The organism is Leifsonia sp. LS1 (assembly GCF_020521355.1).
Lineage (GTDB): Bacteria > Actinomycetota > Actinomycetes > Actinomycetales > Microbacteriaceae > Leifsonia.
The window spans coordinates 185,798-211,645 of sequence record NZ_BPER01000003.1; the positions used below are offsets into that span (position 1 = coordinate 185,798).

The following is a 25,848-nucleotide window of genomic DNA, read 5'->3' on the forward strand; positions in this document are numbered from 1 at the left end:
CCGCATGACCGGTTTCGATCGCGCACGCATCGAGGCGGCCGTCGCCGAGATCCTCGCCGCCATCGGCGAGGATCCGTCGCGTCCGGGTCTCGCCTCCACGCCCTCCCGCGTCGCCGACGCCTACGCCGAGTTCTTCGCGGGCGTGGGCGTCGACGCGTCCGCGGAGCTGGGCGAGCCGGTGCCGCTGGAGACTGCGCGCGCCGAGACCGTGATCGTGCGCGACATCGCGTTCCGGTCCGTGTGCGAGCACCACCTCCTCCCGTTCCTCGGTGTCGCGCACGTCGCCTACCTGCCGGGGGAGGCCGTGGTCGGCCTGGGGCGCATCCCGCGTGTGATCGACGCGCTGGCCGCCCGCCCGCAGATCCAGGAGCGCCTCACCGAGCAGATCGCGGACGCGATCGAGCAGGGCGCCGGTGCCCAGGGGGTGCTGGTCGTGCTCGACGCGTCGCACGCGTGCGTCACCACCCGGGGCTCCCGGCAGACGGAGTCGACCACGGTGACCGTCGCGGCGCGCGGCGCGTACACCGAGCCCGCGGCACGCGCCGAGCTGATGGCCCTGATCGGGAGCGGCGTCTCGTGACGCTCATCATGGGCGTCCTCAACGTGACGCCGGACTCCTTCAGCGACGGCGGACTGTGGCTCGAGCCGGCCGCGGCCATCGAGCACGCGCTGCAGCTGGTGGAGCAGGGGGCCGACATCATCGACGTCGGCGGCGAGTCCACCCGCCCCGGGGCGCTGCGCGTCGAGCCGGAGGAGGAGCGTGCGCGGGTCGTCCCCGTGATCGCCGCTCTGGCCTCCCACGGCGTCACCGTGAGCGTCGACACTCTGAACGCGTCCACCGCACGCGCGGCGGCCGACGCCGGAGCGGCGATCATCAACGACGTCTCCGGCGGCCTCGCCGACGCCACGATGCCCGACGCCGTGCTCGACACGGGCCTACAGTACGTCGTCATGCACTGGCGCGGGCGCCTGGACTCCGCCGATTCGCTGGCCGTCTACACCGACACGGTCCGGGAGGTGCGCTCGGAGCTCTCCGCACGGGTCACCGACCTGCTCGATCGCGGCGTGGACCCGGCGAAGCTGATCCTCGACCCGGGCCTCGGCTTCTCCAAGCGCGGCGAGCACAACTGGCAGGTGCTCGCCGGCCTGCACGAGATCGAGACCCTCGGCTACCCGGTGCTCATCGGCGCCTCCCGCAAGCGGTTCCTCGGCTCGTTGCTGCCGGAGGGCGCGCCCGTCGTCGAGCGCGACGCCCCCACCGCCGTCATCTCGGCTCTCGCCGCCCAGGCGGGTGCCTGGGCGGTGCGCGTGCACGATGTGCCCTCGACGCGGATCGCGCTGGATGTCGTGCGGGCATGGCAAGCTGGACGCGATGACTAGCACCGAGGCGGCCGACGCGATCATCCTGACCGGGCTGCGCGTGCGCGCCCACCACGGGGTGTTCGACTTCGAGCGCGAGAACGGCCAGGACTTCGTGGTCGACGTGACCGCGCACCTCGACCTCGCCCGCTCGGCGGCGTCCGACGACCTCGCGCAGACCGTGCACTACGGCGAGCTGGCGGAGGAGGTCGCCGCGGCGGTGGGGCGCGACCCGGTCGACCTGATCGAGACCGTGGCGGAGCGCGTCGCCGGGGTGGTGCTCGCCCACTCCGCGGTGGAGCGCGTGGAGGTCACCGTGCACAAGCCGGACGCCCCGATCTCCGTACCGTTCGGCGATGTCGCCGTGCGCGTCGTCCGGAGCCGGCGATGACCCCCGGAACAGCGCGGCCCCAGCGCATGCGCGTCGGTGTGCCGGCGGTCCTCGCGTTCGGCAGCAACCTCGGCGACCGCGCGGCGACCATCCGCACGGCGCTGGACGCGCTGCGCGCCGAGCCCGGCATCCGGGTGGAGGCCGTGTCGCGGCTGTACGAGACCCCCGCCCTGAAGCTCGACGGGATCGACCAGGAGGCCCCGGCCTACCTCAACGCCGTCGCCCGAGTCGACACGGTGCTCGACCCGCTGGCGCTCCTCGCCGTCGTCAACCGTGTCGAGGATGCCCTCGGCCGGCTGCGCGCCGAGCGCTGGGGCGACCGCACCATCGACATCGACATCGTCGACTACGACGGGATCGTCTCGGACGACGAGCGCGTGACGCTGCCGCATCCGCGCGCGCACGAGCGTGCCTTCGTGCTGGTGCCGTGGCTCGATGTCGATCCGGAGGCCGTGCTCGCCGGGCACGGACGCGTCGCCGACCTCGCCGCGCGCGCGACCGATCCGGTCACCGTGCACCCGGACGAGACCCTGGACTCCGACGGAGACGCCCGATGAACCGCACCCGCCCCACCTCTCTGATCGGCCTCGGCGTCGTCGGGATCGTCGTCGGGTTCCTCGGCGAGCTGGCCGCGTCGGCCACCGGCATGCCCGTCTTCATCCCGCCGCTCACGCTGCCGATCACCCTGGTCGCGGTCGCCGTCATCATCGTCGCGTTCGCCGTCCCCATCCGTCGCGCCGTCCGCGGCCGCACCGGGCGCCGCATCGACCCGTTCCAGGCCACGCGCATCGTGGTGCTGGCGAAGGCGTGCGGGCTCAGCGGCGCGGTGCTCACCGGCGCCGGCGTCGGCGTACTCGCCTACCTGCTCAGCCGCGACGTCCTCCCGAGCGGCAACTCGATCCTCCTGACCGCCCTCGCCACCGGCGGCGCCGTGGTGCTGCTGATCGCCGGACTGGTCGCCGAGAGCTTCTGCAGCCTCCCGCCCGACGACGACGCCGACGACCCGGAGAACGCCCATGCCGACCCCCGTTGACCAGCCGCGCGCCCGCATCGACCTGAACGTGGGGGAGTGGCGACGCGTCTCGTCCACGTACGTCGTCGTGGTGATCGTCGGAACCCTCGTGAGCGGGGTGGTCGCCGCCGCGATCGCCACGTTCCTCTGGCTCGTGGCGGGCTGGACGCTCGGCTGGATCGCGCTCGGCGTCATCGCGGTCGTGACAGTGGTCTCCCTCGTCATCGCGCCGCGCCGCGCACGCTCGATCGGCTATCTGGAGCGGCAGGACGACCTCCTCTTCCGCCGCGGGATCATGTTCCAGCGGTTCGTCTCGGTGCCGTACGGCCGCATGCAGCTCATCGACATCAACCGCGGCCCGGTGGGACGGATGCTCGGCCTCGCCGACCTGAAGTTCGTTACAGCGGCCGCCTCGACCGGCGTGACCATCCCCGGCCTCCCGGACGCGGACGCCGCGGAGCTGCGTGACCGTCTGGTGGAGCTGGCCGAGAGCAGACGGGCCGGGCTGTGACCGAGCCGACCGGGCCCGCCACGCCGACCGGGTCGGCCACGCCGACCGGGCCCGCCACGCCGCCGCGGTTGCCGGGTGGGCCGCTCTCGGGCGTGGAGCGCGCCGCCGAGCGCTTCACCGACGGTGAGTGGCACCGGCTGCACCCGGCGACGCCCCTGCTGCGCGGCGGCATCGTGTTCATCGCGGTGCTCGGCTTCGTGCTGTCCAACCTGCGCGAGCGGCTGGTGGGCTTCTTCGTCGGCGCGCCCGACTACGGCGGTGACCCGCTGGACGAGATCTACGACCGCGGCTGGGAGGGCTGGGCGCTGCTGGGCGTGGCGGTCGTGCTCCTCCTGTGCCTCGCCGCCTTCTACTTCTCGTGGCGCATGCACACCTTCCGCATCACCGGTGACACGGTGGAGGTGCGCAGCGGCATCCTGTTCCGCACGCAGCGCAAGGCGCGGCTCGACCGCATCCAGGGGATCAACATCGTGCGCCCCGTGATCGCCCGCCTCTTCGGTGCGGCCAAGCTCGACATCACCGTCGCCGGGCACGACGCGAACCTGCAGCTCGCGTATCTCGGCTCGTCGCTGGCCGACGGGCTGCGCTCGGACGTGCTGCGCCGCGCGTCGGGTGTGCGCGCGGCCGAAGCGCAGGCGGCCGCGCAGGAAGCAGGCCGGCCGCCAGGCGCCGTCGCCGCGCCCGATGGTGCGCCGGTCCCCTCCCGCACCGCCGCCGTCGGCGACCTGGTCAACCGTCGCGTCACCGAGTTCCTCGCGCCGGAGCTCGACCCGAACGCGGCGCCGCCGGAGTCGGTGGTGAGGATCCCGCCGCTGCGCCTGCTGGGCTCTCTCGTGATGAGCGGGTTCACGGTGTTCGTCATCGTCGTGATCGTCCTCACCGCCATCGGCGCTGCGACGGGATGGCTGTGGCTCGCCCTCATCGTGCTGCCGGGCCTCATCGGCTCGGCCAGCTTCTACATCAACCGGTTCACCAAGTCGCTCCGCTACTCCATCGCCGGGACGCCCGACGGGGTGCGGGTCGGCTTCGGCCTGCTGAGCACGAGCAACGAGACGCTCCCGCCCGGCCGCATCCATGCCGTGCAGGTGCTGCAGCCGCTGCTCTGGCGCCCGTTCGGCTGGTGGCAGATCCGCATCAACACGGCCGGGCACTCGCGCGAGAAGGGCGCAGCCGGCCAGGCCAACACGACGACGCTGCCCGTCGGCGACGCGACGGACGTCGAGCACGTGCTGGCGCTCATCCTCCCGGGCCTCGCGACCGAGGAGCACCGCGATCTGATCCGATCCGGGATGATCTCGAAGGGACGCGACGACTGGACCGGGAGCCCGCGCCGCGCGATCTGGCTGCGCCCGTTCTCGTGGCAGCGCACCGGATACGCCACGGTCGACGGCGCGGTGCTGCTGCGTCACGGGTTCGTCTGGCGGCAGCTGGTGATCGTCCCGTTCGCGCGGCTGCAGAGCGTGAAGCTCGAACAGGGCCCGCTCGACCGCGCGCTGGGACTCGCCGAGGTCGACTTCCACACGGTGACGGGCCCGGTCCACGCCCGGCTCGCGGCGATGGACGCGGCGGAGGGCATCCGGCTCTTCGAACGCGCCTCCGCGGACGCGATCGCCGCGGGACGCTCCGACCGCAGCCACCGCTGGGGGGAGACCGCATGAGCGGCCTGCAGCGTTCGGGCCGCCTCGGCCTCGGGATCGTCGGCGCCGGGCACGTGGGCCCGGTGCTCGGTGTCGCGCTCGCCGGAGCGGGGCACGCCGTCGTCGGAATCTCGGCCGTCTCGGCCGCGAGCCGCGAGCGCGCGGAGGCGATGCTGCCCCAGGTGCCGGTGCTGGAGGTCCCGGTGCTGATCGAGCGCAGCGAGCTCGTGATCCTCGCCGTCCCGGATGCGGAGCTTCCCGGCCTCGTCGCCGGGCTCGCCGCGACCGGTACCTGGCAGCCGGGGCAGATCGTGCTGCACACCGCCCCGGGATACGGGGTGGACGTGCTGCGCCCCGCGGCCGCCGCCGGCGCCATCCCGCTGGCCGTGCATCCCGCGTTGGACTTCACCGGCACGAGCCTCGACGTCACCCGGCTGGCGGAGTCGTGGTTCGCCGTGACGGCGCCCGCCGCGGTTCTTCCCATCGCGCAGGCGCTCGTCGTCGAGATGGGAGGGGAGCCCGTGGTCGTGGCGGAGGCGGACCGTCCGGCGTACGCGGAGGCGATCGCCACCGCCACCGCGTTCTCCCGCTCGATCGTCGAGCAGTCCACGGGGATCCTGCGCGAGATCGGCGTGGAGAGCCCCGGCTCGTTCCTCAGCTCGCTGGTGCGCTCGGCGGTCGACAACGCCCTGACCCGGGCCGGCGCCGCACCCGCGATCGACGTGGAGGGCGTGCTCGAGGCGATGAGGGAGGACCGCACCTCCCGCCGCGACCGCCCCTCCCGCCCGGGCGAGGGCGACCCGGGCGACGACGGCCGCGGCTGGTTCCTCGGCGGTCACTAGGCTCGCGTCTGCGGCGCCACGGGACGACCGCGCCCCGGCGCCACCGCGCACTCGTCCCGAGGCTGCGCAGTCGTCCCGAGGCGCCGCACTTGTCTCGAGGCGGCGCAGTCGTCCCGAGGCACCGCGGTCGTCCCGGGCCGCGGCCCACGGCGAGTAGCCTGGACTCCGGCCGTCGCACCGCGCCGCATCTCCGGGCGCCGCGGCCGGAGGGATCAGCATGCCGCACGTCGTCACCACCATCGCCGAACTGCGCGCGCACATCGCGCGCGCCCGCCACGAGGCTCTCCTCGCCGAGCAGCCGGGCGACCCCGCGGGCCGCGTCGTGCTCGTGCCGACGATGGGCGCCCTGCACGACGGGCACCTGCGCCTGGTGAGCCGCGCCCGCGACCTCGGCGGCCTCGTCGTCGTGTCGATCTTCGTCAACCCGCTCCAGTTCGGCCCCGGGGAGGACCTCGACCGCTATCCGCGCACGCTCGACGCGGATGTCGCCGCCCTGGAGGGGCTGGCCGATGTGGTGTTCGCGCCCACGGCCGCCGAGATGTACCCGCAGGGGGAGTCCTCCACGCGCGTGACCGCCGGGGAGGTGGGCTCGCTCTTCGAGGGCGCCTCCCGCCCCGGCCACTTCGACGGGATGCTCACCGTCGTCGCCAAGCTGTTCAACATCGTCCAGCCCGACGTCGCGGTCTTCGGCCAGAAGGACGCCCAGCAGGTGCACCTCGTCGGGCGGATGATCGACGACCTGAACCTCCCCCTCACGCTCGCGGTCGTCGACACGGTGCGGGAGGACGACGGGCTCGCCCTGTCCAGCCGCAACCGCTACCTCGAGACCGCAGACCGGGCGGCCGCGATCGTGCTGTCCCAGGCACTATCGGCGGGTGCGGGTGCGGCAGCCGGCGGCGTGGAGGCCGCGCTCGCCGCGGCGCGGGCACGCATCGAGGCCGAGCCAGCGGTTAAGCTGGACTATCTCGTGATCGTCGACCAGGCCTCGTTCCGCGAGGCGGCGCCGGACCACCACGGCCCTGCGCTGATGCTCGTCGCGGCCCGTGTGGGCACGACGCGCCTCATCGACAACCGGCGCATCACGACCCCCTGAGCAGCCACCAGGCCGACTTCGCCACCGAACGGAAGACACCGATGACCGACGCGCCCACCCCCGAGGCCGACCTCACCGACGACGAGATCAGCGAGCAGAAGGCGGTCCGGCTCGGCAAGCGCGAGCGGCTCATCGCCCAGGCCGAGACCGCCGCGGGCGGCGCCTATCCCGTCTCCGTGCCGGTCACGACCACCATCCGCGAGGTCCGCGCGGCCTGGGAGCACCTGGCCGCGGACGAGGCGTCCGGCGAGACCGTGGGCGTGGCGGGACGCGTCGTGCACCTGCGCAACACCGGCAAGCTCTGCTTCGCCGTACTCCAGTCGGGAGACGGCACGCGCATCCAGGCCATGGTGTCGCTCGCGGCCGTCGGCGAGGACTCGCTGACCGCCTGGAAGGAGCTGGTCGACCTCGGCGACCACGTCTTCGTCACCGGCGAGGTCGCCTCCAGCCGCCGCGGTGAGCTGTCGATCATGGTCACCGGGTGGGAGATCGCGTCGAAGGCGCTGCTGCCGCTCCCGAACCTGCACAACGAACTCAGCGAGGAGACCCGGGTGCGCTCGCGCTACCTCGACCTCATCGCGCGCGAACAGGCCCGCACGACGGTCCTCGACCGCGCGAAGACGATGGCGAGCCTCCGGGCCACCTTCGCCGACCGCGGGTTCGTCGAGGTCGAGACCCCGATGCTCCAGGTCATCCACGGCGGCGCCTCCGCCCGCCCGTTCGTGACCCACTCGAACGCGTTCGACACCGACCTCTACCTGCGCATCGCCCCGGAGCTCTACCTCAAGCGCGCCGTCGTGGGCGGCATCGACCACGTCTTCGAGATCAACCGCAACTTCCGCAACGAGGGTGCGGACTCCACGCATTCGCCCGAGTTCGCCATGCTCGAGGCCTACCAGGCCTACGGCGACTACAACTCGATCGCCGACCTGACCCAGACGCTCATCCAGAACGCCGCGCGCGCCGTCTCGGGATCGCACGTCGTGACCTGGGCGGACGGCACCGAGTACGACCTCGGCGGCGAGTGGGATCGCATCCGCATGTACGACAGCCTCTCCGAGGCGATCGGGGAGGAGATCACCCCCGAGACCCCGATCGCGCGGCTGCGTGAGCTGGCGGCGGACGCGGGCATCGAGATCGAGCACCCGCTCGCCGGCAAGTACGTCGAGGAGCTGTGGGAGCACCACGTGAAGGGCGACCTCGTGCGCCCGACGTTCGTGATGGACTTCCCGGTCGACACCAGCCCGCTGGTGCGCGCCCACCGCTCGCGCGAGGGCGTCGTCGAGAAGTGGGACCTCTACACGCGCGGCTTCGAGCTCGCGACCGGCTACTCCGAGCTCATCGACCCGGTCGTGCAGCGCGAGCGCTTCATCGAGCAGGCGAAGCTCGCGGCGGCCGGCGACAACGAGGCCATGCGTCTCGACGAGGAGTTCCTCCGCGCACTCGAGTTCGGCATGCCGCCGACCGGTGGCATGGGCATGGGCATCGACCGCCTGCTGATGGCCCTCACCGGGCTTGGCATCCGCGAGACCATCCTCTTCCCCCTCGTGAAGTAGCCGCGGGCACGGCTCACCCGCGGCGCTCCAGGTGGGCGCGGGTGAGGGCGTCGAGCTGCTCGTCGGTCAGATCGTCGATGCGCTTGGCCTCGCGGCGGTCGAGGCGCATCCAGCGCACGAACAGGATGACGAGGATCGGCACGTCGGCGACCTCCGCGATGAACCAGAGGAAGTCGCCCGACAGGTGCTGGTCGTGCAGCGGGGTCGGGAACCAGAACGGCATCCTCCCCGCGATTCGCGCGGCCCCGTCCAGTACGCCGTCGTTCAGCCGCAGGAGCAGCCCCGGGATGGCGTCGAGCAGCAGCTCCGCGAACGCCAGCAGGAACTCCACCGTGATGAAGAAGCCGGTGCGCACCACCGAGTGCGCGGCGATCGGCAGCACCAGCAGCATCCCGGCGAGGGGAACGAGCACCGAGATCGTCCACTCCGACCACGGTGAGGTGCGCAGCACCGCAGCCACGGGTGTGAGGAACACCAGGAACACCGCGCACGCGAACACGGGGGCGAACATCGCGTTGCCGAGCACGCGGACGACCCGCGAGCGCAGCACCCGCTCGGTGCGCCGCCGACCGGTCGTCGACAACGCGGCCCGGGCGAGGGCGATCGGCCGGCCCAGGCTCATGAGCGCGGGCACGACGAACAGCAGCAGCGCGATGCGGGTGGTGAACGCCCAGCGCAGCTCCGTGCTGTACGCGCCGAAGAACCCGAACGAGATCCACGCGTAGGAGCCGAGCCCGAGCAGCAGGAACCACACGGTCAGCCGGGCGGGCCAGCGATGCCCGTGCCTCCGCAACCGCAGCACCCCGGCGAGGTACAGCGCGGCGGCGACGGCGAGCAGCGCGGCGGCGGCCGGGTCGAACGACCAGGTGGTGAGGAAGGTGGTGACGGGAGGCGTGGCGGGCTCCATTCCGGGCGGCGGCGCTCCATTGTCGCCCCGCGATCCTGGGACTTCGCTACGGTATCCCTGTAGGCGCCGCTCCCGGTGCGCCCGGGATCGAAGGGACGGGATGGACGCAGGGTTCCTGTCGACCGCCATCGTCGTGGTGGCGCTTCTGGTCGACTTCATCATCCGCGTCGTCGCGATCATCGTCGTCCCGCGCAACCGCAAGCCCACGTCGGCGACCGCGTGGCTGCTCGCGATCTTCCTGATCCCGTACATCGGGGTGCTGTTCTTCCTGCTCATCGGCAGCTACAAGCTCCCGAAGAAACGGCGCGACAAGCAGATCGAGATCAACAACTTCATCATCGAGTCGACCGAGGGCATCGAGCGGGTGCGCCGCGACCACCCGTGGCCGCCGTGGCTCGAATCGGTGGTGCAGCTCAACCGCAATCTGGGCGCCATGCCGCTGGTCGGCGGCAACCGCGCCACGCTGAACGGCGACTACGCCGGGTCGCTCGCCGCGATGACCGCCGAGATCGACGCCGCGCGCAAGTACGTCCACGTCGAGTTCTACATCCTGTCGCTCGACGACACCACGGCGCCGTTCTTCGACGCGCTCGCCGACGCAGTGAAGCGCGGAGTGACGGTGCGCGTGCTGCTCGACCACATCGCGTCGCTGCGCACCCGTGACTACAAGAGGACCATCAGGCGGCTCACCGAGATGGGCGCGCGCTGGCAGCTGATGCTCCCGGTGCAGCCGCTGAAGGGCAAGTACCAGCGACCCGACCTGCGCAACCACCGCAAGCTGCTCATCGTGGACGGCCGCGTCGCCTTCATGGGTTCTCAGAACATCATCGACCGGAGTTACAACAAGAGGTCCAACATCCGCCGCGGGCTCAAGTGGAAGGAGCTCATCGTGCGGCTGGAGGGACCGATCGTCGCCGGCCTCAACGCCATCTTCATCACCGACTGGTACAGCGAGACCGACGAGCTGCTCCGCCGCGAGACGGAACCGATCACGGACGACATCGACCCGGAGGAGCTGGACGCGCAGGTCGTGCCCTCCGGGCCCGGATTCGCCGGTGAGAACAACCTCCGGCTCTTCCTCGCCCTGCTCTACTACGCGCAGGAGCGCATCGTCATCACCTCGCCGTACTTCGTGCCCGACGAGTCGATGCTGACGGCGATCACCACCGCCACCCAGCGCGGCATCGCGGTCGACCTGTTCGTCTCCGAGATCGGCGACCAGGCGCTCGTCTATCACGCTCAGCGGTCGTACTACGAAGCCCTGCTGCGCGCGGGCGTGCGCATCTGGATGTACAAAGCGCCGTACATCCTGCACGCCAAGCACTTCACGATCGACGACGATGTCGCGGTGATCGGGTCGAGCAACATGGACATGCGCTCGTTCCAGCTCAACATGGAGGTCTCGCTCATGGTGCGCGGCCGTTCCTTCGTCGACGAGATGCGCACGGTCGAGGACGGCTACCGGCGTGACAGCCGCGAACTCACGCTCGACGAGTGGATGAAGCAGCCGCTGCGCTCAACGGTCCTCGACAACCTCGCGCGCCTGACCTCGGCGCTGCAATAGCGCGCTGCCCCGGTCGCACATTCGTGCCGAATGTCGCGAAAGCGTGGCCTATTGGCGACATTCGTGCCGAATGTCGCGATGGCGATTATCGCGGGGCGCGTGGGAGCGTTACGGCTTGGGGGCGAGGCCGCGGCGGGCGCGCTCCTCGGCCTCCATGCGGGCGTAGACCTTACGCTCGGTGCGGTCGGCATGCACGATCTTGCGCATGATCATCCAGAACAGGAGGCCGACCAGCACGGTCGGCGCCAGGGACCACACGATGCCGCCGATGATGTCGTTCATAACGCGCTCATCGTACCGCGCCCTCCTGTGGAGCCGCCGTGCCGTCCTCGCCACCCGTCGCCGAAGTGCACGTCGTTGCGGCTATTCCGTGCGAATGAGCGCAACGACGCGAACTTCGAGGAGCGGATGCGGGGGTCAGCCGCGGGGGCGGAGGCGGACGGTGGGTAGCTCGGGGGCGGGGAGAGGGCTGCCGTCGTATCCGGCGACGGTGCCGAAGCGACCGGCCTGATCCTCGCCGGCGATCACCTCGGCCTGCCACTGCGCGCGGGCCGCGACGATCTCGTCGTGGCTGCGGCCGATGAAGTTCCACCACATCACGATCTGCTCGCCGAGCGGTTCGCCGCCGAGCAGCACCAGCCGGGCCGGGCCGTCCGCGCCGACCACGACCTCCACCGCGTCGCGTCCCGGCGCGAGATACGCCAGCTGCGCGACCGGGACGGTGGTGCCCGCCACACTCACCGACCCCGCGTCCACCAGCACCCCGTGCTCGAACGCCGGACGCAAAGGGAGGCGCACGACCGCACCCGCCGGAGCCGTGATCTCCGCGCCGACCAGCGGGGAGAACACCGTCGCCGCCGTGCCGCTGCCCGCGAGCGAGCCCACGAACGCGCGCACCGTCGCGTCGCCGATGGCGACCGCCTCCGGAACATGATGCTCGAAGAAGGGAGCGACCTCGCGGGAGGCTGCGGGCAGCGCCACCCAGAGCTGGACGCCGTGCAGCACCCGCGCCTCCGGCGTCGACACCTCCGAGTGGCTGATCCCGTGCCCCGCGGTCATCAGGTTGAGCTCGCCGGGCCGCACCAGGGCGTGACTGCCCGCGCTGTCGCGGTGCTCGATCTCGCCCTCGAAGAGCCAGCTCACGGTCTGCAGCCCCGTGTGCGGGTGCGGCGGCACGCGCATCCCGCCTGTCGCGGTGACGTCGTCGGGGCCGTAGTGATCGATGAAGCACCAGCCGCCGATCAGCGAGCGTCGGCGCTGCGGGAGGGTGCGGCGCACGTTCATGGCGCGCGGCCCGCCGAGCGGGACGTCGCGCGGTTCCAGGATCTCCACCGCGTCGCCGGACGCCGGCGCGGCCTCGACCAGTGCCGTCCCGACCGCGGTCAGCTCGGCGGGGTCCCGCTCCAGGTTGCTCATAGCGGCATCCTAGGCTTCTCGCCGGGCGGCGGCGGCACAGGTCCCGCCACACTTCGCGTTCCTACAATGGAGGCGTGCCCTCGACTGCGACCCGCCCCCTGACCTCCCTCGCCGGAGGCCTGCTCGTGCTGGTCGCGCTGGCGGGCTGCGGGGTGAAGACCCAGCAGCAGCCGGTCAAGGACTACACGGGCGAGCCGACCGGCGTGGAGGCTCCGGCCAGCAGCGCGGGAGGAGCCTCGTGGGCCGCGTGGCTCGACGACGGCCGACAGTTCGGCATCGTGCTGTACGGAAGCTCGACCTGCCCGCCGACCGTCGCCTCCATCAGCGTCACCGCGGGCAACCAGCTCAAGGCCACGCTCTCGCCCGCGCCGGGCGGCGTCTGCACGCGCGACTACGTGCCGCACACGACCGTCTTCACGACGCCCGGCAGCGTGACCACGACCTCGGACGTGACCATCACGCTCCCGGACGGGACGCTCACCATCCCGGGACTGCAGGGCTGACCGCGACCGGTCGCGCTCCGTGGCGCGGCCGCCCTAGTCCGCGCTCGCCGCCGTCTTCGTCAGATCCTGTGCGAACATCACGATGATCCCGCTGGGCCCGCGCAGATACGTCAGCTTGTAGACGTCCTGATAGTTCGCGACGCCCCGCAGTGGAAAGCAGCCGTGCCGCGCCGCGATGGCGAGCGACTCGTCGATGTCGTCGACCTGGAACGCGACCCGGTGCATCCCGAGTTCGTTCGGGAGGGTCGGCTCGGTCTCGATCGCGTCCGGGTGGAGGTACTCGAACAGCTCCAGCTGCCCGTGCCCGTCCGGCGTCTGCAGCACCGCGATCTTCGCGTGGTTGCCGTCGAGCCCCACGGCAGTGTCGGCCCACTCCCCGCTCACCTCGTCGCGCCCGAGGACGCTGAGGCCGAGATCGGTGAAGAAGGCGATGGTCTCCTCGATGTCGCGGACGGCGATGCCCACGTTCTCCAGTGTGATCGGCATGCACCGCACACTAGCCCCGCCTCGCCTCCCCGGTCGGGGGCGCCAGCACCAGCAGGTCGCCGATCTCGCAGTCCAGCGCACGGCAGATCGCCACGAGGGTGGAGTAGCGGATCGCCTTGGCGCGGTCGTTCTTCAGCACCGAGAGGTTGACGACGCTGAGCCCGACCAGCTCGGCGAGCCGGACGACCGTCATCCCCCGCTCGGCGAGGAGCTCGTCCAGCCGGCAGTGGACCCCGGAGTCCTCCTCTCCCATCAGACCAGGCCCTCGGTGTCACGGCGCATCCGGTCGCCGACCGTGAAGGCGGTGACGACGATGGAGGCGGCGAACGCGAGGAGCAGCAGGGGCTGCAACGGGAGGGACATGACCGGGTTGTCGAAGTCCCGGTCGCTGATGCGCGCGATCGCCCCGTTGGCCACCATCGTGTTCAGGAGGGCGATCGCCGCCCAGGCGATGAGCCCGCCGATGGTCGCGGTGGCGACGAGTGTGGTGTTGGTGCGCGAGAAGATGCGGCCCCGGAGGACGTTGAGGGCGAGCCAGACCAGGCAGACGACGATCGCGACGACGACGCCGGCCCCCAGTGCCTCCCGCAGGATCAGGGCGGCGAAGGAGGCCGCCGGGAGCTGAGGCGCCGTCACGTAGGCGGTGACGAGTTCGACCTCGCGCGCCGCGCCGCCGGGGCCGATCGGCGCCTGCGCGGGCGTGCCCGCGAAGTCGGCGAGCACCCGCACGTCCCGGTTGCCCGCGGCCTCCGCGATCGCGACGGCCGCGGCGATCACCGACCAGGCCGCGAGCAACACGCCCGCCGCGATGAAGGCGACGATCGAGACGCGATCGCCTCGTGACGTCCGGATGTCCTGCACGGTGCTCATGACTCATCACTCCATATTGAATTTCGTTATTATCGACTTTCGATATGGTTGCACGCCGAGCGGCCGCACGCAACCCGGGTCACGCCCACGGCGAACAGACCCCCGGTATCCCGGGTGCGATGGTTACTCTCTTTGTATCGATGCCGACCCTGCAACGGCGTCGCGAGGAGTGAGACATGTTCGAGAGATTCACCGACCGCGCTCGGCGCGTCGTCGTCCTGGCCCAAGAAGAGGCCAAGATGCTCAACCACAACTACATCGGGACGGAGCACATCCTGCTCGGCCTGATCCACGAGGGTGAGGGTGTCGCCGCCAAGGCGCTCGAGTCGCTCGGCATCTCGCTGGACGCCGTCCGCGAGCAGGTCCAGGACATCATCGGCCAGGGCCAGCAGCAGCCGACCGGGCACATCCCCTTCACTCCGCGCGCCAAGAAGGTGCTCGAGCTGAGCCTCCGCGAGGCCCTGCAGCTCGGCCACAACTACATCGGCACCGAGCACATCCTGCTCGGCCTGATCCGCGAGGGCGAAGGCGTCGCCGCCCAGGTGCTCGTGAAGCTGGGCGCCGACCTCAACCGCGTCCGCCAGCAGGTCATCCAGCTCCTCTCGGGATACCAGGGCAAGGAGCAGGTCCAGGTCGGCGGCAACGATCAGACCACCGCGCAGGCCGGTAGCCAGATCCTCGACCAGTTCGGCCGCAACCTCACCCAGGCCGCCCGCGACAACAAGCTCGACCCGGTGATCGGGCGCGAGAAGGAGATCGAGCGCGTCATGCAGATCCTGTCGCGCCGCTCCAAGAACAACCCCGTCCTCATCGGCGAGCCCGGCGTCGGCAAGACCGCCGTCGTCGAGGGCCTCGCCCAGGCGATCGTGCGCGGCGACGTGCCCGAGACGCTGAAGGACAAGCAGCTCTACACCCTCGACCTCGGCTCGCTCATCGCCGGGTCCCGCTACCGCGGAGACTTCGAGGAGCGCCTGAAGAAGGTCACCAAGGAGATCCGCACCCGTGGCGACATCATCACCTTCATCGACGAGATCCACACGCTCGTCGGCGCGGGCGCAGCCGAGGGCGCGATCGACGCCGCCAGCATCCTGAAGCCGCTGCTGGCCCGCGGCGAGCTGCAGACCATCGGCGCGACCACGCTCGACGAGTACCGCAAGCACTTCGAGAAGGACGCCGCGCTCGAGCGCCGCTTCCAGCCCATCCAGGTCAACGAGCCGTCGCTGCCCCACACGATCAACATCCTCAAGGGGCTGCGCGACCGCTACGAGGCGCACCACAAGGTGTCCATCACTGACGGGGCGATCGTGTCGGCCGCGAACCTGGCGGACCGCTACATCCAGGACCGCTTCCTCCCCGACAAGGCGATCGACCTGATCGACGAGGCCGGCGCCCGCCTGCGCCTGTCGATCCTGTCGGCCCCGCCGGAGCTGCGCGAGTTCGACGACAAGATCTCGGCCGTTCGCTCGCAGAAGGAGGCCGCGATCGAGGAGCAGGACTTCGAGAAGGCCGCCGGCCTGCGCGACGAGGAGAAGAACCTCCTCGGCGAGCGGCTGCGCCTCGAGAAGCAGTGGCGCTCGGGCGACGTGAAGACGACGGCCGAGGTGGATGAGGGGCTCATCGCCGAGGTTCTGGCGCAGGCCACGGGCATCCCCGTCTTCAAGCTCACCGAGGAGGAGTCCGCCCGCCTGGTGTTCATGGAGAAGGCGCTGCACGAGCGCGTCATCGGCCAGGAGGAGGCCATCGCGGCGCTCTCCAAGACCATCCGACGCACCCGCGCCGGCCTGAAGGACCCGAAGCGCCCCTCCGGCTCGTTCATCTTCGCCGGGCCGACCGGTGTCGGAAAGACCGAGCTCGCCAAGGCGCTCGCCGAGTTCCTGTTCGACGACGAGTCGGCCATGATCTCCCTCGACATGTCGGAGTACGGCGAGAAGCACACCGTCTCCCGACTGTTCGGCGCCCCTCCCGGGTTCGTCGGCTTCGAGGAGGGCGGCCAGCTCACCGAGAAGGTGCGCCGCAAGCCGTTCAGCGTCGTGCTCTTCGACGAGATCGAGAAGGCGCACCCGGACATCTTCAACTCGCTGCTCCAGATCCTGGAGGAGGGTCGTCTGACGGACGGTCAGGGTCGCGTCGTCGACTTCAAGAACACCGTCATCATCATGACGACCAACCTCGGCACGAAGGACATCTCGGGAGGCCCCGTCGGCTTCCAGATCGAGGGTGACCCGACCACCGGCTACGAGCGGATGCGCGGCAAGGTCTACGAGGAGCTGAAGAAGAACTTCAAGCCCGAGTTCCTGAACCGCGTCGACGAGATCATCGTCTTCCCGCAGCTGAACAAGGCCGAGCTGCTCCAGATCGTCGACCTGTTCATCAAGCGTCTCTCCGACCGCCTGCTGGACCGCGACATGACCATCGAGCTCGAGGTCCCGGCCAAGGAGCGGCTGATCGAGGTCGGGTTCGACCCGACGCTCGGCGCCCGCCCGCTGCGCCGCGCCGTCCAGCACGAGATCGAGGACCGCCTGAGCGAGAAGATCCTGCACGGCGAGCTGAACGCGGGCGACCACGTCCACGTCGACTTCCGTGACGGGGAGTTCGTGTTCACGACCACGGCGCGCGCCGAGTCGATCGGCGCCGGTGTCAACGCGGCCGCCGCCATCGGAACCGGTCCGGCCACCCCGGACCTCGCAGCCAACGCGGAGCTGTAACCGCCGAGCACGCAGGGAGCCGGCCTGAGACCGCCGGGTACGCAGACAGTTCGCGTACCCGGCGGTTTCTGCGTGTCGGTAGGGTGGGACGAGTGAGTGGTGAGGCAAGCGCGATCCGGGTACGCCGGGCGCGCACGGGAGACGTGGCGGCGATCCAGGAGCTCGTGGAGCCCCTCGTGCGACGACGCATCCTGCTCGGCAAGGAGACGGTCACCTTCTACGAGGCCGTGCAGGAGTTCCGGGTGGCCGAAGACGCGGACGGCCGGCTCGTCGGGTGCGGCGCCCTCCACGTCATGTGGAGCGACCTCGGCGAGGTGCGCACGCTGGCCGTCTCGGACGAGTGGCTCGGCCGGGGTGTCGGGCGCGCGCTGCTGCAGCGGCTGGAGGCGGACGCCCGGGAGCTGGGGCTCAGCCGCCTGTTCTGCCTGACGTTCGAGGTCGGCTTCTTCGAGCGCAACGGCTTCGAGGACATGGGGGAGGAGACGGTCGACCCGGCTCTGTACGCCGAGCTCGTCCGCTCCAACGACGAGGGTGTCGCGGAGTTCCTCGACCTCGCCCGCGTCAAGCCCAACACTTTGGGAAATACACGTATGCTCAAGCGGCTCTAGCGCGTTGCGCCGGGGTTTCCGGCGCGTCGCGGATATGCTGCGGGCATGTCGACGTTCAAGCATCCTGTCGGCCCCCAGCCGAGCAGCGTCTACTGGCGCCGCCGGCTCATCCTCGGCCTCGGCCTCCTCGCCGTGATCGTCGTCGTGATCCTCATCATCGTGCGACCCGGCGCCTCCGACGGTGCGCCCGCTCCGGTCTCGACCAGCACGAACACGCCGAAGCCTACGGCCGCCGCATCCACCAGCATCCCGACGGCCAGCACGACGGCGAGCGGGGCGGCCTGCGACCCGTCCGCCGTGCGCATCGAGGCGGTCACCGATAAGGACACCTACGCCGCCGGCGAGCTGCCGCAGCTGTCCGTCGCCGTCACCAACACCGGAGCCTCCGCCTGCAAGATCGACGCCGGTACCGCGCAGCAGCTCTTCACGATCACGAGCGGCTCCGAGACCTACTGGAAGTCCACCGACTGCCAGACCGACAAGGTCGACGCGGAGGTGCTGCTCCAGCCCGGCAAGACCATCTCGTCGCAGACCCCCATCACCTGGGACCGCACCCGCTCCGACCCCTCCACTTGCCAGGCACAGCGGCAGCAGGTTCCGGCCGGAGGCGCGTCGTACCACCTGACGACCGCCATCGGCGGCATCCAGTCGCCCGAGACCAAGCAGTTCATCCTGCAGTAGCGCCGGGGCGTCCCTGCGCTCTCCGTACCTGTCGAAGCGGCTCGAAATGCGTCGTTCTCCCCCGAGGCGGCTGACAATGGGCCGCCTCGGGGGCGCTGCGGGGGGCGCCCCGGCGTCAGAAGGCGGCGTCGAGCTCGCGCTCGCGGGGCGTCGCGCCGGCGGTGAACGCGAGGCGGAGGGCTTCGCGGATGGAGGCGCTGCGGTCATCCACGCGCGTGGCGAAGCCGAGCCGGGAGGCCTCGGCGGCGCGCTGCTTGCCGTTCGAGACCGGGCGGATCTCGCCGGCGAGGCTGATCTCGCCGAAGGCGACGAGCGTGTGCGGGATCGCCCGGTCGGAGGCCGCCGACGCGACGGCGAGGGCGATCGCGAGGTCAGCGCCGGGCTCGGTGAGGCGCACACCGCCCACGGTGGAGACGTAGACGTCTTTGTCGCCGAGCTTGATGCCGGCGCGGCGTTCGAGCACCGCGAGGAGCATCGCGACGCGTGAGCTGTCGACGCCGTTGGTCACGCGCCGCGGATTGGGGGCGGCGGTGCCGACGACGAGGGCCTGGACCTCCACCGGCAGCGGCCTCCGCCCCTCCATCGCTACGGTCACGCAGGTGCCGGAGACGGGCGTGGCGGTGCGGCTGAGGAAGAGCCCGCTCGGATCGGGCACCTCGGCGATGCCGTCTCCGGTCATCTCGAAGCAGCCGACCTCGTCGGTCGGGCCGAAGCGATTCTTGAGGGCGCGCACGAAGCGCAGCGCGGTCTGCCGGTCGCCCTCGAAGTGGCACACCACGTCGACCAGATGCTCCAGGAGTCGCGGGCCGGCGATCGAGCCGTCCTTGGTGACGTGCCCGACGATCAGGATGGGCAGATCGCGCTCCTTGGCGATGCGGATCAGGGTGCTCGCGACCTCCCGCACCTGGCTCGGGCCGCCCGCGATCCCCTCCGTGCTGCCGCTGGAGACCGTCTGCACCGAGTCGACGATCACGAGGGAGGGGCGCACCGCGTCGATCTGGCCGATGATCGTCGCGAGGTCGGTCTCGGAGGCGAGGTAGAGCTCGTCGTGCACGGCGCCCGTGCGCTCCGCGCGCATGCGCACCTGACCCACCGACTCCTCCGCGCTGACGTACAGCACGCGCGACTGCCGGGCGGCGGCGCGGGAGGCCACCTCGAGCAGCAGCGTGGACTTGCCGACGCCCGGCTCGCCGCTCAGCAGGATGGCCGCGCCGGGCACGATGCCGCCGCCCAGCACGCGGTCGAACTCGCCGATGCCGCTCGGCCGGCGGCCGGCGGTCTCGGTCTGGATGTCGGTGATCGCGCGCGCCGCGCGACTCTCGCCGATGGTCACCGGCGTGAGGGCCCGGAGAACCCCCGTCGGCGCGGCGGACTCCTCGACGGTGCCCCAGGCCTGGCACTCGCCGCAGCGGCCGACCCACTTGGCCGCCGTCCAGCCGCACTCCGTGCAGCGGTAGTTGACGTGAGCCTTCGCCACGGCACCTCCTCGGTTCGCAATCCACCCTACGGAGCACCACTGTCATCGGCGGGAGGATCGCGGCGTTCGGTGGAGAAGTGGATGCGAGCCTGTGTCTGTGGAGGGTTCTCCGCCGCGCGCCTCTGGGCCACAATGGGCCGCATGGCGAACCTCACGCACACCCTGCGGTCCGGCCGGCGCATCGGCATCACCACCCTGGGAGACCCGGATGCGGAGCGGATCGTCGTCTTCTGCCATTCCGCGCCGGGTTCCTCGGTCTTCGACCCGGATCCGGACGCGTCCGCGACCCGCGACGTGCACATCGTCGCCATCGACCGGCCCGGGTACGGGGCGAGCGACCCCTGGCCGTACGGCGAGTGGCCGAGCATCACGCGTGCGGCCGACGACATCGCCGAGTATCTGAGGTCCGTCATCCTGGCGGAGACCCCGATCGGCGTGGAGCGCCCGCCCACCGTGGGCGTCGCAGGGTGGTCGGCCGGCGGGCGGGTCGCGCTCGCGTTCGCCGCGCGCCATCCCGATCTCGTCGACCGGGTCGCCCTCGTCGCCACGCCCGCCCCGAACGAGGCGGTCCCGTGGATCCCGCCGGAGTTGCAGGCCGAGTCGGATCGCCTCGGCGGTCTCGCGCCCGCCGAGGCGGTGCAGCAGCTGAGCGCTCAGCTCCAGCCCCAGGCCGACGCCGTGCTGGCCGCGGACGGCGAGGGCGACGTGCCGCTGGACGCCGTGGGGGCGTCCGCCGTCGACGACGCGGTGCTCGCCGGACCGGGCGTCCGGGACCGGGTGGGCCGCATGCTGCGGGACGCGTTCCGGCAGGGCCCGGCGGGAGCCGCCGCCGACATCCTGTCGTACACGGCACGACCCTGGGGTTTCGATCCCGCCGATGTGCGCGCGAAGACGCTCATCGTCGGCGGTCAGGGCGACGCGCTCGCGGGCAACGCGCACGCCGCCTGGTACAAGCGGGTCGTGCCGGACGCGCGCATGGAGATGGTGCCCGGGGCCGGGCACCTCGTCATCGTGCCGGCGTGGGGGAGGGTGCTGTCGTACCTGGCGCCGGGGCCGACGCGGCCGTGAGCGGCGTCGTTTCCGCGGGTCGCCGGGGGTACCGCGCCTGCGCCAGGCCGATCACGGCCGGGAGGAACGCCGACGCCCACACCCGGTAGCCGTGGTCGTTGGGGTGGAACAGGTCCTCCGCGAACTGGGTGAACGCGCCGCGCAGTCCCTGCCGCCGCATCGACTCGTGCAGCGGAGCGACCGTCAGCCCCGCATCCGCCGCCTCCTCCCGCAGGATCGCGTTCGCCACCGCGACCTTCTTCTCGTTCCAGGGAAGGTAGAAGTAGGGGAGATCCGCGACGACCGCATCCCGCGGGATCGCCGAGAACACGCGCCGGATGCCCGCCCGGAAGGCCGCCGGGTCGAACGCCGCGATGTCGTTCGCTCCGATCGCGACCGTCACGAAGTCCGGCTTCAGCTTCTCGAACCGCGGCAGCTGGTCCGCGACCGCGAGCGCGACCGTCGCCCCCGAGACGCTGAGGTTCGCGACGCGCACCGTGCGCCCGGTGGCCGACCGGAGGTGGTCGGCGATCACCCCGACATAGCTGTTCTTGGGCGCCGAGGCGCCGATCCCCTGCGCCGCACTGTCGCCGATCGCGACGTAGAGCAGCTCGCCCTCTTCCAGCGCCGCGTCCCGCCACCACTTCGAGTTGACCGGGAGGGTCTCGTTGAGTCGCACCTTGCCCGCGGCGATCGCCGCCCGCTTCTGCTGGATGCGGCTCCAGCCGTACGCGACGCCGCCGGCGACGGCACCCGCGACGGCGACAGCGGTGACGATGCGACCCGAGGTGTTCATGCGTGCAGCGTACTCCGCGCACCGTGTGCGCCGGGTCGGCGCGGACTGTGCGCTCGCTGGGTGGACGCTGATTGGCGGTCAGCGGAATCCTCGCCTAAGATTGTCCGCGGTACCGTGTCCGAGCGGCCGAAGGTGCAACTCTCGAAAAGTTGTGTGGGTGAAAGCCCACCGTGGGTTCAAATCCCACCGGTACCGCCAGCTCGAAGCCCCCGTGATCCCTGTGTTTATATGGGATCCGGGGGTTTTTGCTTACTGCCGCCAGCCTTTTTGACTACATTTTGACTACATCAGTCGCGATCTTTCTCACGCCTAGGTGGCGCAGCCCATCGGCGTAGCCGAGGTGTTGCCAAGAATGGCAACAGTGGACTAAAGTAGTTACATGGAAAACAGCGGAAGCGCAGCATCTTTGCTGCGCGAACTACGTCGCCGGGAGGGGCAGACGTTGCGCTCGGCGGCCTCCGAACTCGGGCTGGCACCGTCTCAGCTTTCTCGTATTGAGAGAGGTGAACGTCCAGTGGGCGAGCAGACCGCTCAAAGACTTTCGGATTACTACCGGGTTCCGGCTGAGGTGATTGAGATTGCTCAGGGCCAGATTCCATCAGATGTACTCGCCATTCTGCGTGCGCATCCTGAAGAGATTTCACGGCTTCGCGAGAGGTATGCGGGTTAGCGGATCGTGGGGGATCAGTGACGAACCAGTGGACTGCCGCGCTCGCGGGACAGACGCTGGGCGGATACAAGCTCGATCGATGGCTTGGGGAGGGCGCCTTCGGGATCGTTTTTGAAGGGACGAATGAGGCGACGGGTTCGCGAGTGGCAGTCAAGGTGCTAACGCCGAACAACGACCTGGAGGCCACGACCGACTTCCAGAACGAGGGTGTCCTCCTTAATCAACTGAACCCGTGTTCTGGGACCTTAAACTTCATCGACGGAGGGACGGGCCAGATCGAGGTTGTGGCCGCTGGGTCCATCACCATCCCGTTGGATGTCCGCTATCACGTTCTGACTCTGGCGTCCGGGTCGCTCGACGAATTGATCCTTGATCCGGCTTCACGTGCCCGACTCGAATGGGTTGAGAAACTTCGCTTATGGCGGGGCATGATCAAGAGCCTGATGCAGATGCACTCTCACGGGGTAGCCCATCGTGATCTGAAGTGCAGCAACTGCCTTCTTCTCGTTAGCAAGAACGAGACCACCGTGCGATTCGGCGATCTCGGCCGTTCCAAGGATATGAACGTGCCACCTGTCAGGCCTGTTGTCGAGTATGTGGTCGGTCGCGGAGACCTGCGATTTGCTCCTCCGGAAGCGCTATTTTGGCAGGGCGGTCACGCCAGAGAAGACCTTCTGGCCGCGGACTACTACGGGCTGGGCTCGCTACTTGTTGAGCTCACCACGGGTCAGCCGATCACTGCACTAGCTATCGGGGATTTCAGGATGGCGTTTGAGGAAGGGCGGGCGGACTTTCAGCTTGACCGACACCGCGACCTTTCCGCGCTCAGGTTGAAGTATCGAAACGTAATCGCTTCCGTTGTGGCAGAGCTCCCGAAGTCGGTTCAGCAGGACGCGACTGCCGTCTTAACCAGTCTCTGTCAGCCCGAGCCCAGCGAACGGCTGGCCAAGGCTCCTTTCAGTCGCGACAGGACCTCTCGCGACAAACTTGCTTGGATATTGAGGAGAGCAGACATCATGATTCACCGTCTGGAGATCGAAATCCGCGATGAGCACCGACGCGCGAGGAAGTCAGCCTAATGCGCGCCATCGGTGATCTGGAGATTATTGCCGCCGATACAAGTTTCCAGGCGGACTCCCCTACGCCGGCGCAACCTGGATCGAAGAGCAGTTTCGTTGAAGCCGGGGGAGTGCCCCCTGCGCGTTCGGATCGCAGCGGTACTCTGGATGCTCAAGCTCAGCTTGCCGTCGATGTGACACTTATGAATGCTCGCGCTCAGTATGAGCGCGTGCCATCTTCGACAACCGGGGCGTCCTTGGCGCAGGCTCTTGAGGCCTCGGGCCAATCTGATGACGCGATTGCAATGGCCGAACAGGTACTTGGTCTATGTGCGCGAGACGCGTCTGGTGCTCTGTTAGATCCCGCCGCTGCTCGGATTTGCTTGGAGATGCTGATCCGTCTTGATCTGCTTGATAAGGCAGTCGAGTTTTCACACCAACTCCCAATAGACCCCCACACTCAGTTAGTGATTGGTGCTGCGGTAGTGGGCACGGGCGACTTTGCTGCAGCTCGGGAACTCATTGCTGGTGCGTCCGTGGATGGCCAGGATGCCGTCCTCGGGTATCTCCTCGTTAGCGAGGGAAATGACGCAGCCGCGGTCGCAAAGCTACGGGCCGCCCTACGCCGAGCGCCCGATGACGCGGATAGCGCGCATAACCTCTCGATCGCTCTGTGGCGTCTCGGTTCGCGGCGGAAGGCAATTGCGGCGGCCCTGCAGGCGACGCGCTCAGCGCCAGGACGTGTGGATGTTTCTTTGCACTACTTGGAGCTGCTTCTCGAATGCAAGGAGTTTGATCAGACGAAGCGGGAAGTTTCGCGCGTTCTTGATCGCGGCGTTTCGCCCACATCACGTCTGCTCATCATTCAGGCCCGTGCATTTCTTGGTCAGCGAGAGTTCGGTCGGGCGGAGCCGCTCTTCGCTCGGGCGACGCAATTGGCCAAGGCTGAAGCCGACGCGGGGACGTTAGCTGAAGTCCAGAGCAATCTCGCGAGACTCAGGGTGGTTTACGGCAAAGTAACTAACGATGAAGCAATCCGGCAGTTGGTTCGTCTTCACGATGAGCACCCCGCCGAAGACGTAGTGGTTGCAAACCTCGCGCAGGTAAGTGTCCGGAAGCGCCACGCGGCGGTGCTTCGGAATGTCTTCTCGCAGAGTGCTGGAATCATGTCGCCGGCGCGTGCAGCCTTCGTCGAGTACCAGTTAGCGACGCTAGAAGGCGACAACGACCTTGCGATCGAGAAATCTCTTCATTGGCTCGAATTGGAGCCGTCAAACAATTTCGCAAGATCTGCGGCGTTGGTTGCACTGGGAATTGGTTCGGAGCGCTGGGGGGAAGCAGCAGAGATCGCCCAGACTCTCCTCGAACAGGGGCCGAGTGACCCACTTGAGTTGAATAATCTCGCCTACATCTTCGCAATGGCTGGCATGCCGGAACGATCCATAAAGCTGCTGGCAGATCACGCGGATGAGTCTTTCGTGCTGAAGGCAACCCTTGGGCTTGCTTATCTCGCATTGGCCGACATCGATCGGGGTATGAAGCTGTATCGCCAGGCCGCGGACGAGGCGGATGAACGAGGCGATGGCAACCGAAGCCTGATGACATTGTTCCAGGCACTTGTTGTCCGGCAACTTGGCATCTTGGACTCGAATGACAACAGGGTGATTGAGGCCTTGTCGCTCCCTCCGGTTGCATTGCCAGATGACTGGAGAGATCGGCCAGAATTCCTTCGGGTCTATGGAGTGGTCAAATCGCGCAATTATCCGTGGCCGCTTTCGATATAGCTGCAGTAAGGGTTAGGTCGACTCAAGAGTGGCCTTCGAACGCGCAAGATCGAGCGCAACAGCCACTGCGTCCAGGTCGTCATCGAAGAGATCAGCGTAGGTGTCGGGCGTCATCGCGGCAGAAGAGTGGCCCAGCATTCGCTGGACTGCCTTGACGTTCGCGCCTGCGCTAATCGCGAGGCTGGCTGCCGTGTGTCGAAGGTCGTGAATCGTGACCCGAGGAGAATATGGGTCCGAGCTCTGCGACCTAGCGATTGCTCCGATGTACCATCCACGGCGGCGATCTGGTTGGTGCAAGTAATTGCTGCCGTCTCCGAACAGAAGCTGATACGGCTTCTTCTGAGAACAGAGCTCTTCCAACAGCGGGGCAAGAAAGGGTGGAAACGGAACACTTCGGGACTGGGCGTGAGGAAGGAATTGGTGACAACTGATCGTTAGTGCCGTGGGGTGCTAACGGGGAGGATGTCATCATGCCCGCTCCCTATCCCAGAGAGTTCCGTGACGATGTCGTCGCGGTTGCCCGGCGCCGTGAGGACGGTGTCACGATCAAGCAGGTCGTCGCGGACTTCGGTATCAGCGCGGCGACGTTGCAGAACTGGTTGCATCAAGCCAACGTCGAGGACGGCTACCGTCCTGGTCACACCGTCGATGCGGCAGCGGAGGTGCGTGAGCTGCGTCGCCGTAACCGGCTGCTCGAGCAGGAGAGCGAGGTGCTTCGGATAGCGGCGGCGTATCTGTCGCAGGCGAACCTGAAGCTCGGTGGCTCCCCAAAATGACATACCCGCTCGTTGCCGAGCACGCCGCCGCGGGGTCCCCGCCAACGCGCCCAGGACACCGTCGGCGGCTTGACGCCCATCGAGTTCGAAGCGAAGCTA

29 protein-coding genes and 1 tRNA gene are annotated in these 25,848 nt (G+C 69.3%); 21 read left to right on the forward strand and 9 right to left on the reverse strand.

From position 1 onward, the window contains the following. Positions 1-4 precede the first annotated feature (4 nt). From folE to lysS, 10 genes are all read left to right on the forward strand, one after another. The gene (folE, locus tag LLS1_RS07090; protein ID WP_226654324.1) at positions 5-580 is read left to right on the forward strand and encodes a GTP cyclohydrolase I FolE; all 576 of its coding nucleotides are present in this window, start codon (positions 5-7) and stop codon (positions 578-580) included. Beyond that, positions 577-1,380 carry a dihydropteroate synthase gene (gene folP, locus LLS1_RS07095; protein ID WP_226654326.1) on the forward strand — a complete coding sequence of 268 codons (804 nt, stop codon included), beginning with the start codon at positions 577-579 and terminating at the stop codon, positions 1,378-1,380. The genes folE and folP overlap by 4 nt, the downstream gene beginning before the upstream one ends. Further along, positions 1,373-1,750, forward strand: a complete 378-nt coding sequence (folB, locus tag LLS1_RS07100; protein WP_226654334.1) for a dihydroneopterin aldolase — start codon at positions 1,373-1,375, stop codon at positions 1,748-1,750. The genes folP and folB overlap by 8 nt, the downstream gene beginning before the upstream one ends. Then, entirely contained in the window at positions 1,747-2,307 is a 561-nt protein-coding gene (gene folK / locus LLS1_RS07105; protein WP_226654336.1) for a 2-amino-4-hydroxy-6-hydroxymethyldihydropteridine diphosphokinase, read from the forward strand. The genes folB and folK overlap by 4 nt, the downstream gene beginning before the upstream one ends. Then, the gene (locus LLS1_RS07110; protein WP_223358005.1) at positions 2,304-2,783 is read left to right on the forward strand and encodes a DUF3180 domain-containing protein; all 480 of its coding nucleotides are present in this window, start codon (positions 2,304-2,306) and stop codon (positions 2,781-2,783) included. Before folK ends, LLS1_RS07110 begins: the two co-directional genes overlap by 4 nt. Next, positions 2,767-3,273, forward strand: coding sequence for a PH domain-containing protein (locus LLS1_RS07115; protein ID WP_226654338.1), 507 nt, complete (start codon positions 2,767-2,769; stop codon positions 3,271-3,273). The genes LLS1_RS07110 and LLS1_RS07115 overlap by 17 nt, the downstream gene beginning before the upstream one ends. Beyond that, the gene (locus tag LLS1_RS07120) at positions 3,270-4,931 is read left to right on the forward strand and encodes a PH domain-containing protein (RefSeq protein ID WP_226654340.1); all 1,662 of its coding nucleotides are present in this window, start codon (positions 3,270-3,272) and stop codon (positions 4,929-4,931) included. The genes LLS1_RS07115 and LLS1_RS07120 overlap by 4 nt, the downstream gene beginning before the upstream one ends. Next, positions 4,928-5,752 carry a Rossmann-like and DUF2520 domain-containing protein gene (locus LLS1_RS07125; RefSeq protein ID WP_226654342.1) on the forward strand — a complete coding sequence of 275 codons (825 nt, stop codon included), beginning with the start codon at positions 4,928-4,930 and terminating at the stop codon, positions 5,750-5,752. The genes LLS1_RS07120 and LLS1_RS07125 overlap by 4 nt, the downstream gene beginning before the upstream one ends. 217 nt (positions 5,753-5,969) lie before the next feature. Continuing rightward, a complete protein-coding gene (gene panC / locus LLS1_RS07130) occupies positions 5,970-6,845 on the forward strand; it encodes a pantoate--beta-alanine ligase (RefSeq protein WP_226654344.1) in 876 nt (291 codons plus the stop codon). Between the two features lie 41 nt (positions 6,846-6,886). Beyond that, the gene (lysS, locus tag LLS1_RS07135; RefSeq protein ID WP_226654346.1) at positions 6,887-8,401 is read left to right on the forward strand and encodes a lysine--tRNA ligase; all 1,515 of its coding nucleotides are present in this window, start codon (positions 6,887-6,889) and stop codon (positions 8,399-8,401) included. 13 nt (positions 8,402-8,414) lie between these two features. On the opposite strand, the gene LLS1_RS07140 is transcribed toward lysS, so the two are convergent. Then, positions 8,415-9,308 carry a cytochrome c oxidase assembly protein gene (locus LLS1_RS07140; RefSeq protein ID WP_226654348.1) on the reverse strand — a complete coding sequence of 298 codons (894 nt, stop codon included), beginning with the start codon at positions 9,306-9,308 and terminating at the stop codon, positions 8,415-8,417. A gap of 100 nt (positions 9,309-9,408) precedes the next feature. On the opposite strand from LLS1_RS07140, the gene cls reads away from it, so the two are divergent. Further along, positions 9,409-10,872, forward strand: coding sequence for a cardiolipin synthase (gene cls / locus LLS1_RS07145; protein ID WP_226654350.1), 1,464 nt, complete (start codon positions 9,409-9,411; stop codon positions 10,870-10,872). 108 nt (positions 10,873-10,980) lie between these two features. Here cls and LLS1_RS07150 read toward each other — a convergent pair whose 3' ends face one another. Next, the gene (locus LLS1_RS07150) at positions 10,981-11,154 is read right to left on the reverse strand and encodes a hypothetical protein (RefSeq protein ID WP_223357996.1); all 174 of its coding nucleotides are present in this window, start codon (positions 11,152-11,154) and stop codon (positions 10,981-10,983) included. 135 nt (positions 11,155-11,289) lie between these two features. Further along, complete coding sequence (locus LLS1_RS07155; protein WP_226654352.1) at positions 11,290-12,288, reverse strand: pirin family protein; 999 nt, start codon at positions 12,286-12,288, stop codon at positions 11,290-11,292. A gap of 74 nt (positions 12,289-12,362) precedes the next feature. On the opposite strand from LLS1_RS07155, the gene LLS1_RS07160 reads away from it, so the two are divergent. Beyond that, a complete protein-coding gene (locus LLS1_RS07160) occupies positions 12,363-12,791 on the forward strand; it encodes a hypothetical protein (protein WP_223357994.1) in 429 nt (142 codons plus the stop codon). A 33-nt stretch (positions 12,792-12,824) separates the two neighbouring features. On the opposite strand, the gene LLS1_RS07165 is transcribed toward LLS1_RS07160, so the two are convergent. Genes LLS1_RS07165 through LLS1_RS07175 form a run of 3 tightly spaced genes read right to left on the reverse strand, consistent with a single transcriptional unit; the run spans position 12,825 to position 14,147 of the window. After that, a complete protein-coding gene (locus LLS1_RS07165) occupies positions 12,825-13,277 on the reverse strand; it encodes a VOC family protein (RefSeq protein ID WP_226654353.1) in 453 nt (150 codons plus the stop codon). Positions 13,278-13,287: 10 nt separating this feature from the next. Next, complete coding sequence (locus LLS1_RS07170; RefSeq protein WP_226654355.1) at positions 13,288-13,530, reverse strand: helix-turn-helix transcriptional regulator; 243 nt, start codon at positions 13,528-13,530, stop codon at positions 13,288-13,290. Continuing rightward, positions 13,530-14,147 (reverse strand): hypothetical protein, encoded by a 618-nt coding sequence (locus LLS1_RS07175; RefSeq protein WP_226654357.1) that lies wholly within the window; start codon positions 14,145-14,147, stop codon positions 13,530-13,532. The genes LLS1_RS07170 and LLS1_RS07175 overlap by 1 nt, the downstream gene beginning before the upstream one ends. A gap of 176 nt (positions 14,148-14,323) precedes the next feature. Between LLS1_RS07175 and LLS1_RS07180 the strand changes: the two genes are divergently transcribed. The 3 genes from LLS1_RS07180 to LLS1_RS07190 all read left to right on the forward strand — a co-directional run bounded on the left by LLS1_RS07180 (position 14,324) and on the right by LLS1_RS07190 (position 18,141). Continuing rightward, the gene (locus tag LLS1_RS07180) at positions 14,324-16,852 is read left to right on the forward strand and encodes an ATP-dependent Clp protease ATP-binding subunit (protein WP_223357990.1); all 2,529 of its coding nucleotides are present in this window, start codon (positions 14,324-14,326) and stop codon (positions 16,850-16,852) included. Positions 16,853-16,944: 92 nt separating this feature from the next. After that, the gene (locus LLS1_RS07185) at positions 16,945-17,460 is read left to right on the forward strand and encodes an amino-acid N-acetyltransferase (protein ID WP_223357989.1); all 516 of its coding nucleotides are present in this window, start codon (positions 16,945-16,947) and stop codon (positions 17,458-17,460) included. A gap of 45 nt (positions 17,461-17,505) precedes the next feature. After that, the gene (locus LLS1_RS07190) at positions 17,506-18,141 is read left to right on the forward strand and encodes a hypothetical protein (RefSeq protein WP_226654359.1); all 636 of its coding nucleotides are present in this window, start codon (positions 17,506-17,508) and stop codon (positions 18,139-18,141) included. A 115-nt stretch (positions 18,142-18,256) separates the two neighbouring features. On the opposite strand, the gene radA is transcribed toward LLS1_RS07190, so the two are convergent. Next, positions 18,257-19,618: a DNA repair protein RadA gene (gene radA, locus LLS1_RS07195; RefSeq protein WP_223357987.1), complete on the reverse strand. Its 1,362-nt coding sequence runs from the start codon at positions 19,616-19,618 to the stop codon at positions 18,257-18,259. A gap of 141 nt (positions 19,619-19,759) precedes the next feature. Between radA and LLS1_RS07200 the strand changes: the two genes are divergently transcribed. Further along, positions 19,760-20,686, forward strand: a complete 927-nt coding sequence (locus LLS1_RS07200) for an alpha/beta fold hydrolase (RefSeq protein ID WP_226654361.1) — start codon at positions 19,760-19,762, stop codon at positions 20,684-20,686. On the opposite strand, the gene LLS1_RS07205 is transcribed toward LLS1_RS07200, so the two are convergent. After that, positions 20,625-21,461, reverse strand: a complete 837-nt coding sequence (locus LLS1_RS07205) for an SGNH/GDSL hydrolase family protein (protein WP_226654363.1) — start codon at positions 21,459-21,461, stop codon at positions 20,625-20,627. The genes LLS1_RS07200 and LLS1_RS07205 overlap by 62 nt on opposite strands. Positions 21,462-21,569: 108 nt before the next feature. Here LLS1_RS07205 and LLS1_RS07210 point away from each other — a divergent pair. The 4 genes from LLS1_RS07210 to LLS1_RS07225 all read left to right on the forward strand — a co-directional run bounded on the left by LLS1_RS07210 (position 21,570) and on the right by LLS1_RS07225 (position 24,973). Further along, positions 21,570-21,659, forward strand: a tRNA-Ser gene (locus LLS1_RS07210). Positions 21,660-21,840: 181 nt separating this feature from the next. Beyond that, positions 21,841-22,131 (forward strand): helix-turn-helix transcriptional regulator, encoded by a 291-nt coding sequence (locus LLS1_RS07215; protein WP_226654365.1) that lies wholly within the window; start codon positions 21,841-21,843, stop codon positions 22,129-22,131. A 17-nt stretch (positions 22,132-22,148) separates the two neighbouring features. Further along, positions 22,149-23,210 carry a protein kinase gene (locus LLS1_RS07220; RefSeq protein ID WP_226654367.1) on the forward strand — a complete coding sequence of 354 codons (1,062 nt, stop codon included), beginning with the start codon at positions 22,149-22,151 and terminating at the stop codon, positions 23,208-23,210. Beyond that, entirely contained in the window at positions 23,210-24,973 is a 1,764-nt protein-coding gene (locus LLS1_RS07225) for a hypothetical protein (protein ID WP_226654368.1), read from the forward strand. Before LLS1_RS07220 ends, LLS1_RS07225 begins: the two co-directional genes overlap by 1 nt. Before the next feature lie 12 nt (positions 24,974-24,985). Here LLS1_RS07225 and LLS1_RS07230 read toward each other — a convergent pair whose 3' ends face one another. Next, positions 24,986-25,405 (reverse strand): site-specific integrase, encoded by a 420-nt coding sequence (locus LLS1_RS07230; RefSeq protein ID WP_374758253.1) that lies wholly within the window; start codon positions 25,403-25,405, stop codon positions 24,986-24,988. Positions 25,406-25,443: 38 nt separating this feature from the next. Here LLS1_RS07230 and LLS1_RS07235 point away from each other — a divergent pair, with 38 nt between their 5' ends. After that, entirely contained in the window at positions 25,444-25,749 is a 306-nt protein-coding gene (locus LLS1_RS07235) for a transposase (RefSeq protein ID WP_226654370.1), read from the forward strand. The last annotated feature ends 99 nt before the right edge of the window (positions 25,750-25,848 follow it).